Annotated in this window: 11 protein-coding genes and 1 pseudogene; 1 reads left to right on the top strand and 11 read right to left on the bottom strand. The window is 59.8% G+C overall.

The annotated features are described in order from the left end of the window. Positions 1-71 precede the first annotated feature (71 nt). Entirely contained in the window at positions 72-506 is a 435-nt protein-coding gene (locus tag AB1576_01785) for an SRPBCC family protein (GenBank protein ID MEW6080523.1), read from the bottom strand. Between the two features lie 24 nt (positions 507-530). Further along, positions 531-1778, bottom strand: a complete 1248-nt coding sequence (locus tag AB1576_01780; GenBank protein ID MEW6080522.1) for an aminotransferase class III-fold pyridoxal phosphate-dependent enzyme — start codon at positions 1776-1778, stop codon at positions 531-533. A gap of 202 nt (positions 1779-1980) precedes the next feature. On the opposite strand from AB1576_01780, the gene AB1576_01775 reads away from it, so the two are divergent. Beyond that, positions 1981-2790, top strand: a complete 810-nt coding sequence (locus AB1576_01775; protein ID MEW6080521.1) for a recombinase family protein — start codon at positions 1981-1983, stop codon at positions 2788-2790. 264 nt (positions 2791-3054) lie between these two features. On the opposite strand, the gene AB1576_01770 is transcribed toward AB1576_01775, so the two are convergent. The 9 genes and pseudogenes from AB1576_01770 to AB1576_01730 form a co-directional block, all read right to left on the bottom strand. Further along, positions 3055-7404, bottom strand: coding sequence for an acyl-CoA dehydratase activase (locus tag AB1576_01770; GenBank protein ID MEW6080520.1), 4350 nt, complete (start codon positions 7402-7404; stop codon positions 3055-3057). A 219-nt stretch (positions 7405-7623) separates the two neighbouring features. Continuing rightward, complete coding sequence (locus AB1576_01765) at positions 7624-8304, bottom strand: hypothetical protein (GenBank protein ID MEW6080519.1); 681 nt, start codon at positions 8302-8304, stop codon at positions 7624-7626. Positions 8305-8312: 8 nt separating this feature from the next. Continuing rightward, positions 8313-9257, bottom strand: coding sequence for an NERD domain-containing protein/DEAD/DEAH box helicase (locus tag AB1576_01760; protein ID MEW6080518.1), 945 nt, complete (start codon positions 9255-9257; stop codon positions 8313-8315). Positions 9258-9554: 297 nt separating this feature from the next. Further along, positions 9555-11099 (bottom strand): BCCT family transporter, encoded by a 1545-nt coding sequence (locus tag AB1576_01755; protein MEW6080517.1) that lies wholly within the window; start codon positions 11097-11099, stop codon positions 9555-9557. 450 nt (positions 11100-11549) lie between these two features. Then, positions 11550-12941, bottom strand: a pseudogene (gene mtbB, locus AB1576_01750) ([dimethylamine--corrinoid protein] Co-methyltransferase). A 538-nt stretch (positions 12942-13479) separates the two neighbouring features. Further along, the gene (locus tag AB1576_01745) at positions 13480-15357 is read right to left on the bottom strand and encodes a FapA family protein (GenBank protein ID MEW6080516.1); all 1878 of its coding nucleotides are present in this window, start codon (positions 15355-15357) and stop codon (positions 13480-13482) included. Between the two features lie 552 nt (positions 15358-15909). Beyond that, positions 15910-17400: a sodium:solute symporter gene (locus AB1576_01740; GenBank protein MEW6080515.1), complete on the bottom strand. Its 1491-nt coding sequence runs from the start codon at positions 17398-17400 to the stop codon at positions 15910-15912. A 10-nt stretch (positions 17401-17410) separates the two neighbouring features. Next, entirely contained in the window at positions 17411-17680 is a 270-nt protein-coding gene (locus AB1576_01735; GenBank protein ID MEW6080514.1) for a hypothetical protein, read from the bottom strand. A gap of 386 nt (positions 17681-18066) precedes the next feature. Beyond that, on the bottom strand, positions 18067-18357 hold the full coding sequence (locus AB1576_01730; protein ID MEW6080513.1) for a hypothetical protein: 291 nt from the start codon (positions 18355-18357) through the stop codon (positions 18067-18069). Positions 18358-18438 lie beyond the last annotated feature (81 nt).

The raw sequence follows: 18438 nt of genomic DNA, 5'->3' as shown, positions 1-18438 counted from the left end.
GGACGGCGACACAGGGAGCGCAAGAACGAAGAAGACCCGGCACCAGCTGGCGCCGGGCCAGGATAACCCTGTCAACCCTCCCGGAGCCAGCTCTTGATCCTATCCAGCATTTCCGTGAGGTTCTTCCTCAGGGCCACCACAGCTATGGGGTTTAAGAGGGTGGACAGCATCGGGATGCCGAAATCGAACTCCACCCAAAGGGTCACTAGGGTTCCTTCAGGGACCTCAGTGAAGACGCAGGCCCCGGACATCTTCGCCAGGTCGCCCTTTACCTGATCAAACTCTATGGTCATTCGCTCATCGTCATAGGTATCCCTCTCGGACCATTTAATGGCCTTTCCCTGCAGGACGACATCCCATTCAGTAACGGAGTAGTCCTCTCCCTCCTCCAGTACAGTAACGGAACGAATATTGGACGTACCCCCGAACTTGCCAGACCTGTATCCCTCCCTAGTGACCTCATAGGCCCGGCGCACATCAACACTGAGGGTATCGTGGACCTCCACCTTGGGCAACTGGTCTCACTCCCTTCAGAGTTCCCTTGCCATTTCCTTGACCACCTTGAGGCTTTCCTGGAGTATCTCAAGCCCCCTGTCCAGGTCCGGCCGGGGTATCGTCAACGGGGGTTCGATCCGGATGACCTTGGGGTTGTTAAGGGTGTAGACCGCCAGGAGCCCCCTGGAGAACACCTCGGCCATAACCATCCCGCCGATCCCTTCCGAGCGGAACTGGACCCCGATGAGGAGTCCCTTGCCCCTCACCTGTTCGATGATTTCCTCGTACTCAGCGGCAAATCCCCCGAGTACACCCAGGGCGTATTCCCCTTTCTCCTGGGCCTGGCCCGGCAGATCCTCCTCCACGGCCACCCTGACGGCAGCAAGGCCAGCAGCGCATGCCAAGGGGTTTCCCCCGAAGGTTGAGGTGTGCAGAAGGGGGTTGGATTCCCACGGCTCCCATGCCTGTGGCGTACCCATGAATCCCCCTAGGGGCATAACACCGCCCCCCAGGGCCTTGGAGAGCGCCATAAGGTCCGGCTCCACTCCATAGTGCTCAACAGCGAACATTCGTCCCGTCCGGCCCAAGCCCGTCTGCACTTCATCGATGATGAGAAGGGCGCCCTTGCGCGAGCATATCTCCCGGGCTCGCGGAAGGTAGTCGTCGGGCGGGACAAGCACCCCCCCTTCGCCCTGGATGGGTTCGAGAATAACCCCGGCAGTGTTCTCCCCCACCGCCCGGTCCAAGGCCTCCGCGTCCCCGAAGGAAACGTGTGTGACCCCAGGAACGAGAGGTTCGAAAGGCTTCTTATACAGATCTCTCCCGCTCACACTCAGACTGCCCATGGTCTTACCGTGAAATCCCCCTATCGCCCCTACCAGGCCCGTCCTGCCAGTGGCTAGACGGGCCGTCTTGATGCACCCCTCCACAGCCTCGGCACCGGAGTTGCAGAAGAAGGAGTAGCGTAATCCCCCAGGTGTAATCTCGGCCAAGGCTTCAGCCAGCTCAGTCGCTGGCTGGCTGGGAAGCAGGCGGCTGGAGAGCGGCATCCGGTCCAGCTGAGCCCGGACCGCCTCAACCACCTTGGGATGGCGGTGACCGTGGCTGAACACTCCGTAGCCACCAGCGAAGTCCAGGTACTCGTGGCCCGCGGAATCCAGGATCCTCGAACCGTTCGCCTCAACCTCGGCGGTGTCAAGTCCCATCAACCTATATACGCGGGCAAGCCCAGGGTTCATGTATGCTTCGAACTTCCTAAGCACCTCATCCCCAGGATTCGGCATGTTGCCCCTCCCTTCTAATAAAGCGGCAATTGGCGGTTCTAGCCCATGCGTCCTAGGACCTTCGACAGCCTAGAAAGGTTTTCCTCCTGGCTGAAATGGAGCTTTTCGTGGTGGCAGCCTGAGTTTTGCCTGCGGTTCCCAAGAGTGCCGTCTTTACATATAGCCAACTGTGTCGTAGACTACTCACAAGGAGGGAAAGACAGTGAGGGCCGTTGTGTACGCCAGGGTCGCGGCACTGGATGAGGCCGAAACCTTGGACCTGAGGGCACAGGAGGAGGCGCTCAGGGACGTGGCAGGCCGGAGGGGCTGGAACGTGGTGGCCTTTGAGTCCGACAAGGGCTTTGGGGCTCGTAATCTGGAACGCCCTGGCCTGCACCGGCTCCTGAGAAGGGTTAAGGAAGGTGCCGTAGATGTGGTCCTCGTCTCTGGCCTGGATCGTCTCACCCGGTGTGTATCCGACCTGCATCGCCTGCTCTGGCTCTTCAGGGAGAGCAAGGTCTCCCTGGTGAGTCTTGAGGAGCGCCTGGACTCCACCACTGAGGCGGGCGCGCTCACGCTGGACCTCTTGGAGAGGATCTCCCGGTGGGAACAGGTTGTTGTCGCGCCCGGCGCAGGCACACAGCAATGCCCTGAACCGGTCGGTGGTCCTGAACTGGAATGGATATCACCGGATGAGGGCGATCCTGCCCGGGCAGGATCGGAGGAACCGGTACCGCCTTCCGCCACCGGTATCCCAAGAGAGAGGAAACGCGCCGGTATGCTGGCACAAGGTAAGACTGCAGGAGAGATGGACCTGCCGGTGCCCCACCGGAGGGAAGGCCCAATTGCCGGGCTCCATGACCGCGGGGCCCTGATGACCCCAGAACAGGTGGCGGATAGGTTGAAGATTAGCCGCCTCACCGTCATGGACTACCTGCGGAGGGGTCTGCTTAGCGGAGTCAAGGTAGGACGGCTCTGGAGGGTCCAGGAGCAGGATCTTGAGGACTACCTAGTAAAGAGTGCCAAGGGATAGCAGCCTCTTGGGAAGCAAGAGGTGCCTCAGAATATGCATATCCAGGTTAGGCCCTCTCTCCATGCTCCCGAGAAAAGCGGCGCACGCCGCAAGTGCCTTCCGGGCTTGGTGCTGCCTCCTATCCAGCTGAAGGGGCCACCGGACTTGTTGCACCAGGCAAACCGCCCGAATGGCAATGCCGGCGCCGGTGCACAAGCTGGGTGTGCGAGGCGTCTCCCAGCCCCCTTGGCCAAGTAAGCCCTTGCGAGCCTGGCTCTAGCCTAGTCAGGCCAGCCTCTGCCGTGCCTGGAATACCAGGCCCCGGATGATCTCCTCCCTCGTAGGGTTCTCCTTGCCATCATAGTAGGTGGCTACCACCGGGATACCCAGGTCCCTTCTCAGAGCACCCATCTGTGCCTCCACCACAGAACCGGGCAGGCACGTAAAGGGCGCCACGAAGATTGCCCCGTGGATTGTACCCCTATGCGCTAGGGCGCAGGTGCGGCCGATGGTCATGGGGGGCTCTCCGCCGTAGTGGTCAGACACGTAACGGCGGGACAGCGCTCGCAGTTCCTTGGGCGGCGGTTCGTGGTCGTGAGCCAGGGTCTCCCCTGCCGCCCTGTGAATCCGGTGTTCATCGCGGAGTGCCAGACCCTCAAGCATCCCGTAGGAAATCTGCCGCACAAGCGCGGAGAACTCCCCGGTCTTCCTGTACATTGTCCGCCCTTCCTCGTGGTTTATGTGTGCGGTGTAGGCGAAGAGCTCGGAGGCTGGCGAGAGCGATACCTCCCCCCCCGCTCTCTCGATCTTGTATATGATATCTTGATTGCAGCGGTCGTCCAGCCTAACGTAGAACTCGCCTGCGACAACGATCCTCGGGCGCCGCTGGCCCGATACCGGGACAGCCTTGAACCTGGCAGCGGCCTCCCTTACAAGGCTTTCAAGGGGTTCTAGGTAACTGCCCGTAGCAAGACTTGTCAAGGAACACCTGAAACCCGCCAGCACCCGGGTAAGCCTGTGAGAGTACTCCTCGAAGATGGCCTCGCTGGAGCCCGGCTCCAGCTCATAGGGCCGCGTCATGTGCAGCATCTTGTAGAGGGCGTCCAGGGCTACTGTACCGTCATAGGCCCCTACGGCGAACACCAGCCCAAAGCGTTTCACTGCGTCAGCCAGCTTCGCCGAGCATATCATCCTCTCACCGTAGCCCGCCTTGTTCAGCAGGAGTGACTGGACAGGAGCGTAGAGCCCGTAGCGGCACGGCCCGCAGGCCCAGCCCTGCAAGAACACGGTTCTGTCCAGATCCACCCTCCCGTTCTGAAGGTAATCCAGGAAGTCCTGCACATTCTGGATCATTGGCAGGCACTCATCCCCGTTCACGTACTTCCTGGCCAGGGAAAGGTCCCGGTCAGGGCTTCGGGGAAGCATCCTTGCGTCCACCCCGAACCTTTCCAGCATCGCCCCGAACACCCTGGCATGATGGGTGGGTTCAGGGATGAGTATAGTCTTACCACCCAGGTTCAGCAAGGTTGTGCTTTCAGATGTGAGTATGGTGGGTGCGACGTAGGCCTTCCTGGACCGTGATGTGTTCTTGAAGGCCTCCAGGCGCGTGATCATACCTGCGGGAGCGGTATGCTCGTCCATGGTCAACCTGAGGCTGTTGGACACCATACCCAGGTAGTGACGGAGCATGGCGTTGGGGCCACACATGAAGGGGTCCTGGAGGATCGTATGGAGAATGGGGATAGGCTTCCCCTGGTTCTTCCGGTTAAGATACCTGGCAATGATCGCCGCGGAGAGCATCTTTTGAACCTGGCCCGGGTATATGTTGTCCATCTTCTGGATGATGCTGGCGAGTTCCCCGTCGAATTCCTCCCGGGATCCCAGGAGGTCCGATTCTACCCGCCCTTCATACCAGCCCTTAGTATATGATAGAAGGTAGTCCTGGGGCAAAGCCAGGACCCCTACGTCCCGGGCAAAGGAGAGGGAGCGCTTGGACACCTCGACATCATAAACGGTATAGGGCCTCCCCAGGAACACTGCAACGATGGACCCCTCGGGACGGGCATCCCGGAGCGCTTCTATGGCCAGCCTCGACTCTTTTTCCATAGCCTCATTGTACTGGGCTTGCCTGAGGTAGGCAGCATTAACCGCACGGCTCAGCCTCTCCTCCCGGAAGTCAGAACCCAGTAGACGCTGCGCCACCTCCCTGAGCTGCTTCCTCACGACCCCCTCGCCCTTCCTGTAGTTCAGCTGGGCATAGAGCACCTTGTTCTCCGGCAAGTCCAGCGAGGATGTCACTGTGCCGCGTATCGTCTGCATGAGGGGGCAGGTGAAACTCCTAGGCCACCGGGTAGCCCAGGGTAGGGGTTCCATATCCACCGGCTCAGGGACGAAAATGTAGTCCAGATTGCTCCTGTGAAGATACTCATAGTGGCCGACCAGGACCTCCACGGGGTAGCACATCTCAGAATCCAGGTACCTCTTGCCCTGCTCCAGGATGGCCTCGGTGGTGTCTGGGGACAACACCACTCTTGCCCCTAGCTCCCGGAAGAAGCCTGCCCAGAAGGGATAGAGGTCGAAAAATGGCCCCGCCCGGGCCACGCCCACTGTGGGGCCGTCCTCAAGGGGCTCGCCAGCTGCCCGGTAGAACACCTGGTTTCTCCTCTGGACGTAGTCCGGCAGGTCCTCCCTCCGGGCAAACCTCCGGCTCTCGATGCCCGAGTACCTCCCGCACCGGTCACCGTACAAGAAGGTTGTTCCGTCGGAGAACTTAATCACATCTAGCGTGCAGTTGTGCTCATGCTCGCACTGGGCTGTGCACTTACGCCGGGACTTCGCGAACTCGTTCAGGTGCCTTAGATCCTTGAAGGTGTAGGAGGTCTCCATTCCAGTCTCGTCGAAGGCCTTGGCCATCAGGGCCGCGCCCAGCGCCCCGGTGAGCTCGGGGTGCGGTGGAACCACTATGTCTTTCTGGATCTCGGCGGCGAAGGCAGCGGCCAGCGCGTGGTTCTTGGCGGTTGCGCCGGTGAACACCACCTTACCGTCCATGGCCCGGTTCTCCGCAGTCTTGGTTATGTAGTTCCGTGCAGAGGAATAGGCTAGGCTTGCCAGCTGTGACTGTAGGGGCAGTCCCTGGCTGGCGCTGGAGGCTAGGGCAGACTGGGACAGGAGGGTGCAGGTGTCCCCCAGGTCTATAGCGTACTCGGCCGTGAACGCCTGTTCGGAAAACTCCCCCTTGATGTTTATGCCCAGAAGCGCTGTGAGGTTTTCCAGGAATGTGCCGGTGCCTGCAGCGCACACTGGATTCATGTTGTAGTCGTAGAGGGCACCATCCCTGAGCTGGAGGAACTTGGAGTCCTCACCGCCGATCTCGATGATGGAGAAGGTACCCTTGTCGCCGCAGAGACGTTTGACGCCCTCGGCTTGGCAAGTTATCTCATCCACGGCGTACTCGGCGTTTAGGATCCGCTGGGACAGGAAGCGGCCTGACCCTGTGGTGCAGGCAACAATACGGGCAGCGGCCACAGCGCCTGCGTATTCCTCCCTGACCCGTTTCACCAGTTCAAGGACCTGGAGGGCAGGGCGACCCGAGGTGGGAAGGTAGATGCCCCCAATCACCTGCCCGTGGGCATCCAGCAGGACGCACTTGGTGGAGACTGAGCCACAGTCCACCCCTAGAAACACGGTGGAGGTGTCAAGGCTCTTCCCGGGGGACATGGTCTCGGGCATGTAGTGGACCCGATCTCTAAGCAGTCTTGGCAGGGGTCTCTGGGGCACGTAGGCCCTGTTTAGCGCATCGGAAGGCCGGACCGACTCGAGGTTGACCGGCTGGCCGCTCTGGGCGGCCCCCAGCGCGAAGAGGAACTCGTGTTCGCCGGGGACATCCAGCGTGGACCCGGAGCCGTCGAGGTGCTGGAGTAGGTACTTCATGACAGCCTTGTTGTTAGCGACCCCGCCCACGGCAACAATCCTTGCCCGCTTCGCGGCGCGGTTCAGGGCCACGTTGCTCATGACTATGTCCGCCAGGGTCTTGGCGAGTCCTGCGGACACCGCGCTCTGCGTGGCCCCCTCATTGATGGCATGAGTCATATCAGACTTGGCAAAGACAGCGCACCTCCCGGATATCTTCACCGGGGAATCATCGGAAAGGGCCAGCTCGGCAAGATCCCTGTCGTCATAACCCAGGCGCGTTGCCTGCTGATACCAGAAGGCACCGCTTCCCGCCGCGCACTGCCCGTTCCGGTTGAAGAACTCCACCTCGCCATCAGGGCCGATTTCCAGGTAGTACATGTTCTCGTGGCCCAGGGACAACACAGCGTCACACCTGATACCCGAATACGTCAAGCCGTCACAGAGGGCCTTGATCTCGAGTATGGGCTCTATACCCGCTTCCTGCGCAAACAGGTGGGCATTGGCGCCCGTCACACCGACCCTGAACTCTTTATAGTCGTGTCCTGCCTCTCTCAACCTGTCAATGCAGGCTAAGGTGTTTTGCAGCGGGCGCCCGGCAGTGGGCAATGATACCTTCGCCACAATCCCATTGTGGGCCAGCACAGCCTTGACGGTAAATGTCCCGATGTCAAGGCCCAGGTTCGGGAGAGGGCCCGGTAGTTCGCTGCGTGTGACTTCTTCCAAGGGTATCACCTCTTTGGGCGCCTTGAGCGGCCGGGCTGTTACGCTTGGAGCCACTCTGGCTAGGACAGGCTCTCATTGAACAGGATCCCCCTCCTGTGCGGGAGAAAAAAGGAAAACCCAAGGATAATTATGCCACGAAGGAATCCCGCTGCCAAGCGGCGCCCGGCAAAATCCCCGACCTTGCCGTCTAAACCCTGGACCCTGGGGGAACACACCCTCTCACAGCCCTAGCATCTGCACTATCTTTCCAGGAGGGGTCTTCCTGCTGTAGAACACGATCAGCATGAACCGGGCGCGGGAGCCGCCGACGTAGATGTCCGCGTCCGTGCATGACCTCGTCCCGGATCTAAGCCCTGTAAGCAGCACGATGTCGGCCTCAAGCCCCTTGAAGGAACGGATGGTCGCGAAGCCCAGCGAGGCAGTGCCGGGCGAGCCAGGCTCAAGTGGGAACCCCTTTATCGATGGCGTCCCTGCCAGTGAACTCTTCTCCAGGCGGTTTGGCGAGAGTATCATGATGCGCCCGGGCTGGATGCCCTGGCTAAGCAGGCGACCCACCTCCCTTTCCACCAGGCGCCTCTCCTCATCCGGAGAATCCCACGGCAGGTGTGATATGGGGAGGCCGCCCTTCAACCCGGGGCGTATAATGCCCTCCTTGAGAAAGTGCGACATCCATTCGCTTATTACCTCAGTGTTGCGAAGGTTCCGGGTGAGGCGGTGCTTGGAAATGGTAAAGCACCGCAGCTCGTCTACGTCGGGGGAGAATATGTCCTGGTTGGGATCGGCGAATATATAGAAGTCACCCCCGGGTTTGAGCACCGCCTCCAGGCAGGTGAACCAGGTGCTCCGGAAGTCCTGGCCCTCGTCAACAATGATGGCATCGAACTTGCTTTCTTCGGGCATTCCCTCCATTAGGTAGCGGCGTCCGGGAGGGCCGTGAAGAACCTGGACTGGGCCTCCTCTGAGGTTGGTACGGATAGGCCGGGGTCACCCTCCCGCAACACTTGCACGAGGTAGTCCAGAAAGGCAGAACAGGTGATGCCTGGGAGAGCGTGCTTCAGGTAGTCAGCAAGGGCCCGGTTAAAGCAGGTCAGGAACACACACTTGCCCTCTTTCTGGAGCCTCCTGGCCTTCTCCATGGCCAAGAATGTCTTGCCGGTGCCAGCGGCCCCGAAGAAGATCTTGCGGTTATCTAGCTCGGTCTCATCCAGAATTCGCTCTTGCTCCTCGGTGAGTACCCGTTCAGCCGTGGTTTCCAGCCATTGAATGCGCTCCTCAAGCCTGGAGAACACGTGGAACCTGGGGGCCAGCACGTCTTGAACAAGGAATCTGGCAGCCTGGGACTCTCCCCTCTTTCTAGGGCCAGCGAGCCGGTGGATACGCTCCTCAAGGTGCAGGAGGTCTGGGGACAGGAGAACGTTCACGCCTTCAACTCCGGCAGGCAGCGCACCGGAAATCCTGCCACACTGGGGGAAGCATACAGCAAAGCGGTAGGCTAGCGGGAAGGGCCTCTTGGCCATTTGCCTGTAGCGGGCCAGCACCGCGTACATGGACTTCCTGGCTTGCCTTACGGGGTCTGTGCGTATCTCCCTGAGAATCTCATCCTTAACCTGTTTCCACACGCCGTCTTCGTAGACCAGTTCCCCTTGCTTCACCTCAACCACCACGAAGCCTAGTTCGGGATGGACCACAATGAAGTCGGCCTCACCTTCGCGAACCTCCCTCACTGTGTCCCTGGGCAGGACATACTCATAGGAGTAGAACACCGTGAACTGGGACGATAGCTGGCGCGCCACCTCGTAGAAGAGCCTCTCCCCCGTGTTCTGGATGGTCGCGGGGTCAATGTCCGGAACCATTCTGGCCACTTCGCAGTCACCTCAGCCCCTCGTGGGTTCCACGTCCGGAGCGCATCAGTCACTCTCCATTGTTTTCCATGACACTCGCGGAATCCTCTAGGCCCCCATACCCTGTTGCGGTAAGAGGCAGGGGTGCGCGGCCTTGCGGGTGGGGGGCCATTCCAGGCTATCCTCTTTTTCCAGTGATGGGGGATTCAGCACGAGACTGGGAGGAGTCCCACGCCAGCGAGAGCCTGGGCCCTTTGCTTGATCGCACGGCCCAGGCTCTCGTTTTCCTACCTCCGTCTTGGTCAAACCCTATTCCTTGTAGTCGACGCTCTGAGGCTTTCCCCCTAGGTCAGGGAAGTCTTCCTTGACCCATCTCATGAAGGATAGCACCATGAGGAAGATCACTATAATCAGGGGTAATGACGCAATTACCGAGGATGTCTGGATGGCACTGAGTCCTCCGATGGCCAGCACTGCCACACCCACAGCCGCCAGGGCTGCCGCCCATACGACGCGAACCCAGCGTGCTGGCTGCTCATCGCCACGGAGGGTCTTAGTGGCGATGGACGCCAGGGTGTACGCGGACGAGTCTAGCGTGGTTGCCAGGAAAATAAAGGCCACAACGACGAAGACAGGCAGGATTATCACACTGCCTGGCAGAGCCGAGATCGCCTCCACAATGGCAGCAGGGCCTCCCTTTTCCGACAGGACCTTGGTAAGCGGGATGATGCCGTTGACCTCCAGGTGCACGGTGTAGCCACCGAATACCGCGAAGTAGGCCCAGCACCCCAGGGTTCCCCAGAAGCATTCAGCCATGACCAGCTCGCGAATGGTGCGCCCTTTGGAGATACGGGCCACGAAGAGGCCCATGTACACGGCGTATGCGATCCACCAGGCCCAGTAGAATACGGTCCAGCCCTGGGGGAAGCCTCCCTTGGCCACTGGATCTGTCCAGAGGCTCATCCTGAACCAGTTCTGGAACAGGTAGCTAAGGCTCTCAGAGAAATGCGAGAGGATGAAGAAGGTGGGCCCCGCAAAGAGTACGAAGGCAAGGAGAACAAGAGCCACGTACACATTGATATCACTGAGGACCTTGATACCTTTGTAGAGTCCAAGGTAGACGCTGGCACCGAAGATGCAGGTCCAGATGATCAGGATGATAACGTTGAGCCCGAAGGACTCCGGCACCCCGAAGATCTTGCTCATGGCTGCGGAGATCATGGGTACGTTCAACCCCAAGGATGTCCCGACGCCACCTACCAGGCCGAACATGACGCATACGTCGATGACCTTACCTACCCAGCCATCCACCATATCCCCGAGGATGCCGCGGCAGGCTGTGCTCGCCCTGAGGTGCGGGTCCTTGCGGACATATACCGCGTAGGCTATGGGGAGAGCGGGTATGCAGTACAGGGCCCAGGCAATAAACCCCCAGTGATACATGCCGTAGGTGACGGCCCAGCCAGCGGCGTCAGCGCTGAAGGGCTCTGCCCCGAAGGGCGGCCACTGCATGTAGTACAAGGGCTCCGCGATGGCCCAGTAGATCAGGCTTGAGCCGATGCCGGCGCAGAAGAGCATGGCTATCCAGCTGAGTGTGGAGAACTCGGGTTTGTCATCGGGACCACCCATCTTGATATTGCCCCACGGGCCTACAGCTGCGTACACGAGGAACAGGAAGGCCATGAACGCACCGATCATGTAGAGCCAGTCGAGCTTATAGGTGATCCAGGCTAGGGCTGCGTTGACCAGTTGGCCTCCCGGACCAGGGGCCAGCGCTAGCGCCGTGGAGACCCCTACGATAACGATAAGGGCGGGCCAGAATATGTACGGATCGATCTGAGATCTGTTTTCCATATCCGTATACCTCCTTCCCAAGTGTTATCGCTGCTGCCAGTAGAGGTTGACGGTGCCGGGGATCTGGCAAGTGCCTAGCGCGATGGTCACCTCCTTTTGTGGAAGCCCCTGGCAGGGCACTCCAGAGACAACACGGCCTGTGCCACGGTTGTTAGGTTCTTGTCATGTACTCGCCGCTGCGAATGGAGCGCCTGCGTTTGTGCCCTGGGAGCGTCAACCGGCACAAGCCCTTACGGGATAACTCTATTCACCCTGCCGCCTGGATCCCCTTCTTGCGAAATGGTAGGTCATGACTGTGCTAACCAGGTTTTGCCGTTTTTCTGCAGAAGGCTGGCGCAGGGGGAAGCCAGGATAGTTGCTGCTGCCCATGCCCGCCGGGCGCACATGCAAGGGACCAGGCGCTGTTAGGGCGCCTCGCCCCTTGGAAGCGAAAGATTCATGGTTAGTGCCTTAGACCCAGCCCGCCTTCCTCCTGGACATCTCGACCGAACGTATGCTTATGTCCAGGAGCCTGGCAATCCGGGCTTTTGCCTCGATGCCTATGGCTGCGCCCGGCCGGGCCAGCACGTGACCCAGGTCGAGTTCTTCCCTTATTTCGCGCATGGCGGTGGAATCAGCGAGATCGAGTACGGAAACCCCAAGCTTGTTCGCTACATAGGCTTTAGCCTCATTGATCCTCATGGCCTTTGACATGACGATGCGGGCTACCAGATCTCCGGCAGTACGCAGGCCGCCCATGCCAGTGGCCAACTCATGGAGGAATGCCATCCCAAAGGTGTCACCGTGGCCAATCTACAGCCCGTCGGCCTTCCCTATCTCCACCAAGGATACTGATGCCCTGGAGATTACATCCAGCGGGGCGGTGCTGGAGACAGACACCCCCCCTACCCCCATGCCTGCATTGGGGTGAATGGGTATCCCAGAGACCTCTGAGCAAGCCTTCACAAACGTGCAGGCGCGTGCCAGGTTCCAGGGAAAGGTGCGGTTGCTGTTAGTGTTCACAACAGGCCCGAATACCGTGGCCCCTGCCTTCTCCACCAGCCTGACCTGCTGGTGAGGGTAGAGGCCGGCCAGCCGGGTGCCGTCGTATTCAAGCTCTCCGTGCATTCCCAGGATGAACTCCCCGGACATTCCCACCTCGATATCCATGTCGGGGAACTCGGCCTTGAGCTCCTCTATCGCCCTGAGGCTGGCCAGGAAATCAGCGTCCCCTGATGACCCCACGGTGTCAAGGTTGATGCCGTCAGCCCCGGCCTCGTGCATTGTCTTGGCCACGTAGCAGATGTCCTTGACAGCTGCATCGCAGGCCTCTTCCTGGGCGGCCCTGGCCTCGGCCATCTTGCCCTTGGTGAGGAGCTCCGTCCAGTTGTCGATGGGTCCATCTGGCTTGGTGTACAGGCCCAGGTTAGGCATGGCACCGTACAGTACGGGAATGGTAGCATTCAGCTGTACCTGCTCCATGACTTGGCGCTCTTCGTGAATTATCTGCTTTACGGGCTTGAAACTATAGTCCGTATGGGCCAGCTCCATAGTATCGGAGCAAAACGCGCGCTCATGGGCAAGGATCGTTCCCAGCCTGTCCACCGGCACGCCACCCCTGAGGGGAAACTTCAGCGTACCTGCATCGAAAGAGTGCACCACCTCCCTTCCCCATTCAATGGTGACCACCTTCTGGGGAGAGGCGCAGATTTCGAACAGGCTGTCGAGTTCCCCTTGTGTGAGGGGAGGGATCCTTCCCCTCCTTGCCGCATCACTGGTGCCGTCCTCCAACTCGGCCCTGAGTTCGCCCTCGCTCAGCCAGAGAACGCTGCCGTCCCCCAGCCTCGAGAAGATCTTGTCCACACATCTACCTCCCTCTTCGAGTTGGTGTGGCTCTTTCGGGTGTAGTGTCCTGTTGCCTGCCTCGACTCCATTATGGGATACCTATCATGTTTCGGTGTCCATCCCAGTTTCCCTATCACTCCTCCTCCCAGCCATCCTATGGCCCAAGGCAGCATGCATGGCAGCGTGTGGAGCAGGGAGGTGATACGGTGTGCCTGGGGCCTTTGAGAAGATAAACAGTCCTCCCCCAGAGAGAAAAACCAACCTAGCGGCATGCCTGCAGCCATGGCCGCAAGTCAACTCGAAAAGCAAACTCCAAATGAGATCAGGCCCGAGCCTTGCGCCAGCAAGACAGGCTGGTGAATAACGGCAGGCCTCTGGGTGTGTCCAGGCTCCACAAGGGGGGAAGACTGATGTCGCCGGACTCAGGCATAAGTGAGTTGTCCTGAAGTCGAATCAATGATCCGCGATTTGGCCTGCACGAGCTCCCCAGTGGAGCGTAGCAGAAGGAGCCCACCCGCCGGGGGGCTCCTGGGTACGCTGGAATTGGGACAGCCCTTCAACGCAGCACAAACGTACCGTCGGGCCCCTTGTGAGCCCGCACCTGCAGTTCCTTGCTGGCAATCTTGATGGTGGCACGGCCCATCCGCAGGGTCACGCCAGGATAGGAAGTGTCGCACCGGATGACTCCCTTTTCGGAAACCCTCACTTCGGTCTTGGCCTCCGCCGGCGATCCCATGGCCACAGCCCTCACCAAGCCGCTCAGGGAGAGGGTCAGGCCCCCCGTTACTGGGCCCCTGACGTCGCAGTCTCCCTGGGCCACGAGCTTGCTGCAGTAGGCGCCCCGCTCTCCCAGGGAGATGATGCCTGGGGACTCCAGTGTAGACAGGTGGGCATAACCTGTCTTTATGCTGCACGGCTGGGCCGTGATCTCGGAAATTGTGGAGACGGCGGCATCCACCTGGGTCTCTAACCTGCGAAGTTCGTCTACGAACACGCTGAACGTCTCTGGCCTGGTGGGCACGGAAAAGGCAGCGGCAAGATCATCAGCCAGTGCGGTGAGGTCCGAATCCACGGGGAGGTCACTCTCTTTGATAGCCGACCGGATACTAGACGTCCTCTGGGACATGTAAGGCAGGTACTTCGCCCTAAGGGTCGTAGCCGCCTGGTTCAGCTTCACATCAAAGGGCATCTTTAGCTGCCGGAATCGCTTCTCGACCTGCATGATGGCGGCATGCAGGCCGCCAAGATCCTCCAGGAGGCTCTGGAGTTCTGGCAGTATGCGGACGTAGACAGCCCTGACGCCCCCTGCCCTCAGCGTGGAGTTGATGGCCCCTCCCTTCAGGTCAATATTGAGGCCTGCGTAGATCTGGGCCTTGGAAGCTGACCCTAGGATCTTCACGCTCCGTGCCGCCCTTACCGTCATGGTCTCGGTGACATCACCGGTGATCAGCACGTCACCGTTGAAGTCTATATTGCCTGTGGAAAGGCTCACGTCGCCTTGGTGGACGTACTCCGATACCACGTTGATTGCCACCCTGTGAGGGGAAATGTGATTCACCTGTGGGCGCCCCGGCGCTGTTGCAAGGACCCTGCTTGTTGCGGCATCAAACTCCACGCCTCGGCCAAGCACAAGTTGGACATCCTTGGCCGCAGGTACCTCCAGTCCCGCACCTGTCACAGTGTGCCCAGGGACGCCCGCCACCGCTTTCTCTACCACGGCCACGACGTCCCCGGGGTTCACTGACGGTATCTCCAGCACCTCCCGGTAGTCCACGGTACCATCCTCACGCTGTCTTGGCCCAGTTACCTGGACCTCCTCGGATACCAGCTGCCTCACCTTGCCGTGCTGTGGCTCGACCGGGGGGCGGCCCTGAGCCACGGTCACCAGGGGAAAGGGCTCCTCTAGCGCGGTCCTGACGGCTGCCTCATCTATGCCGGATAACACACCGTTCTTTGCCAAGGCGGTAAGGACCACGGCAACCGCCTCGTCGATGGTGGCGGTCTGGTGTTCAAGAATCTCTGGCTTGTACTCTTGGGCTGGGGGACAATCAGGAAGGTAAGGCTCGAACATTAGCCCCCGGCCCACTTGAAGTGTGGCTGTCATTTGATCCGGCGACACGGTGATCCCCAGCCGATCACACCAGAGTTCAGCCTTGGTTTCCAGGGTAACGTGGTCGTGGTGGAGGATTTCAGTGGGATAGGTGTATTCCATGCCGTTGATGGCAGCACAGATGTGATCACCAGGAAGGAGCCTGGCGGGGGAGCCCTGTCCTAAGGGGTTCACGACGTAGAGGCGCCCGTCACGGACCTCAACGGTTCCGTCCATGTCTGTCGCAGGTTCTCGGGAGAGAACCGGTAAAGCACCGGCAATTAGGCCCTGAGGGTCTTCAGGGGTCCCGGTTGATGAGAGCGCTAGCAGCCTTCCGTTGGGCATAGGGTTCACCCCCCCCTTCTTGGAAGTCGGTCCCCCGCCCGAGGGGGGTGTTCATATTATCTATCGAAGGGATCCGCTGGTGTTTTGAGCTTGACCTGTCCCCAGGGTACACTAGCACAAGAAGGACAAGATGTGCCCACGTATCCCTCGCTTACGGGCAGGCAAGATCCGGGCTGCTAGGGGCGCAATACTCTCTCCCTTCCCGATGCCAGGCTGCTACCCAGCCAGTCAGCTCTTGAGCCGTCCGGCCTTCCTGCATTCCCGGGAAGACACCTATTGCAGCACAGCCCTTGAACGCTCATCTCAGGAGGGTTGCGATCTTCCCTGCACGCTTCGGACTTCCGCCCAGCCTGGTCAAGGAAGGGGCATCTTCTGAGGCCACCATTTGGCGGCACCTTCCCCCCTCCCGGATCCCAGTCGTAGCCCCTGGTGACTGTGGCCATCTTGGCCTTTACATGTAGCCATTGCAGGGCGCCGCCTCCTTGCCAAAGACTGAGGGGGCACTCCGCCCCCTCAGTCTCACCGAAAAACGCATCTTCATGCCTGGGTGTCTTACCCCTTACCGTAGAAGCTCTCGATGAGCTCCTTGGGAGGAGGAGGCGTAAGCAGGGTTACGACCACCAGGGTCACGATGCCCATGACACAGGGCAGGGTGCCCTCCCACAGGTAGAACGGGTTGTGGGGCCACTCAGGCCACAGCACGTAGATGCAGAGGAGCATGGAGACAAACCCGGAAACCAGGCCAGCCAAGGCCCCCTGCCTGTTAACCCTCCGCCAGAAGAGCATTATCAGGACAGGCAGCGCCAGCACTGAGATGCCCGGCCAGATCAGGGTGATGGCTATGGAGACGATGGGCAGCTTGGGGGAGACGGCGGCGATGGCCGCGATCCCTACCACCACTATGCACATCAGCCGAGCCACAAGGTCCAGGGTACGCTCCGGCCACTTTACCTTGAAGGTCTTCTCCAGGATGTCTACCTGGAGTATGGAGGAGAGGTTCAGCAGTATGGAGTCGGCCGTTGACTTGCCTGCTGCCACCAGGCCAAACATCAGCAGGGCGGCAGGTACAGCCCCGAACCAGCTGCTGAACATCATGGAGACATACTGCTCCGTCACGGCCACCTCAGGTGCTTCGGGGTAGAACGCCAGGAGCGCTGTTCCGACCAAGACGGGAAGAAGCGCATACATCAGGGCGCCCCCTACGCCAACACCCAGTCCCGCCATGAGGACAGCCCGGATATCCTTGGCCGCGTAGAACCTGACCCACAGGTGGGGAACCAGCCCTGCCCAGGCCGGGCCGATGAACAGGATGGCCGGGTAGAAGTAGTGTGGGGGCAGTGTCCTCTCAAATGCCCACGCTCGCGGTCCGGTAGCAGCCGCCACAAACATTTCCTCGAACCCGCCCCAGTGGGTGTACACCAGCAAGGCCGACAGCCCAAGCGCGAGCAGGACGGTTATTCCCTGGACCACATCAGTGTAGGCAACCGAGCGCATCCCACCGAGGATGACATATAGAGCCATGGTAGAGGCAAAGAACAGCAACATGAAACCGTAGGACAGCTGGCCGCCAGTCAAACCACTGAGGATTGCCGACATGGCAACAAACTGGATCCCCACGTAGAAGATGGACGGGAACAGGATCATGATCAACCCGAAAAACACCCGGACCGGGCCCTCGGAGCCGAGCCTGTGCGCGACAAGATCGGCGTTGGTTACGTAGTTGTGCATCTTCCCTAGCTTGTAGAGTCTCAGGCCTATGAGTGTGGTAAGGGGGATGATGAGTGTGGGGTAGTACATGGCCTCGAACCAGGCCCACTCAATGCCCCAGCTGTAGAACACCGCTGACAGGCCTACAAACCCATAGGTGCTTATGTATGTAGCAAGGTAAGTGAAGAAGATGACGAACGGGCTCAACGTCCCGGATGCCACGTAGTAGTCTCTCCTGCCGCTACCTGTCTGCCTGTAGGCATACTGGCCAATGCCAAGAACGATCACAGCGTAGGCTATCATTAACACTAGAATCACGATCGTGGCAACAGACATCGTCTACCCCTCACTTTCCTTGTTCTAGGAGCCTGTCGTAGTACGCCTTGTAGGCGAAGTACCCGCCCACGCCCACTACTGCATCGATGATACCTATGACTAGGATGTAGAAGGCACTCTTGGGCATTCCCCCGATCCAGACTCCCTCGAATGTAGTCATAGCTGCGAAGAAGGCGATCAAAACCAGCGTGCCTATGACGGAAAACCAGACGAAGAACCTGTCTAACCTGGTGAGGCTAAAGGTGATGAGTTCATGATCCTGTTCCCACTTGCCGGCCACTGCACGATCACCTCCTAGAGTTGTCACCTAGTTCGCTAGATTCCTCGATTCCTGCTCCAGGTTCTTCCTTCACCTCATTACATCAAACGCATCCCCCCCCTCCGGTGTGCCCTCCCCCCTTACCTGAAGGGACCCAGGGCAGGAGAGCAACACAGACTAGCATTGTCCCAAATACTCTGACTTGCCCGTGTATTTCTATGGTTTGATCGATTCTCCTTTCAATCGAACTCCCGGGAGTCATATTATCTCCCTCCCCAGTCTACCGTGAAGCCTAGGACCCCTAACCTGGTCGATCTACGCGTGTGGGGCGCTGGCGATCTGGGGATAAGTGTCCGGCTCAACACCAGTCTTGGGTCCGTCCCGGCGAGGGCAGGGATCAGGCCCCCCTACAGCGGCCCAGCAGCCCCGCCGGATGACCCGGACAGGGTAGGGTCGAGCGCTGGCGCGTATACTTTAGAGTCCGGTGGCATATCCAGAGCTTTCGCCATGGGCCTCAGTCCGGCTCTCATGGTCACGGTTCCAGCCCCCGCCTCGTCAGTAGGGTCGAGCGCTGGCGCGTATACTTTAGAGTCCGGTGGCATAATATCCAGAGCTTTCGCCATGGGCCTCAGTCCGGCTCTCATGGTCACGGTTCCAGCACCCGCCGCGTCAAACCCCGGCATGCGGATTTCCCGCACCGGGCTTTCCTGCTAACTTCACACCAAGGGTTATGAGACCTATCGTGCTGGCAGCGCTTTCGGTTCCTGGTAGTACCGTAT

It is taken from the genome of Bacillota bacterium (genome assembly GCA_040754315.1).
In the GTDB taxonomy this organism is placed as follows: Bacteria; Bacillota; Sulfobacillia; order DUSP01; family JBFMCS01; genus JBFMCS01.
This window is presented reverse-complemented; position numbering and strand designations above follow the sequence as displayed.

Excerpts from the sequence above, each read along its gene's own strand:
- AB1576_01780 (MEW6080522.1), bottom strand. The coding sequence starts at position 1,778 with ATGCCGAATCCTGGGGATGAGGTGCTTAGGAAGTTCGAAGCATACATG.
- AB1576_01765 (MEW6080519.1), bottom strand. The coding sequence starts at position 8,304 with ATGCCCGAAGAAAGCAAGTTCGATGCCATCATTGTTGACGAGGGCCAG.
- AB1576_01760 (MEW6080518.1), bottom strand. The coding sequence starts at position 9,257 with ATGGTTCCGGACATTGACCCCGCGACCATCCAGAACACGGGGGAGAGG.
- AB1576_01755 (MEW6080517.1), bottom strand. The coding sequence starts at position 11,099 with ATGGAAAACAGATCTCAGATCGATCCGTACATATTCTGGCCCGCCCTT.
- AB1576_01745 (MEW6080516.1), bottom strand. The coding sequence starts at position 15,357 with ATGCCCAACGGAAGGCTGCTAGCGCTCTCATCAACCGGGACCCCTGAA.
- AB1576_01740 (MEW6080515.1), bottom strand. The coding sequence starts at position 17,400 with ATGTCTGTTGCCACGATCGTGATTCTAGTGTTAATGATAGCCTACGCT.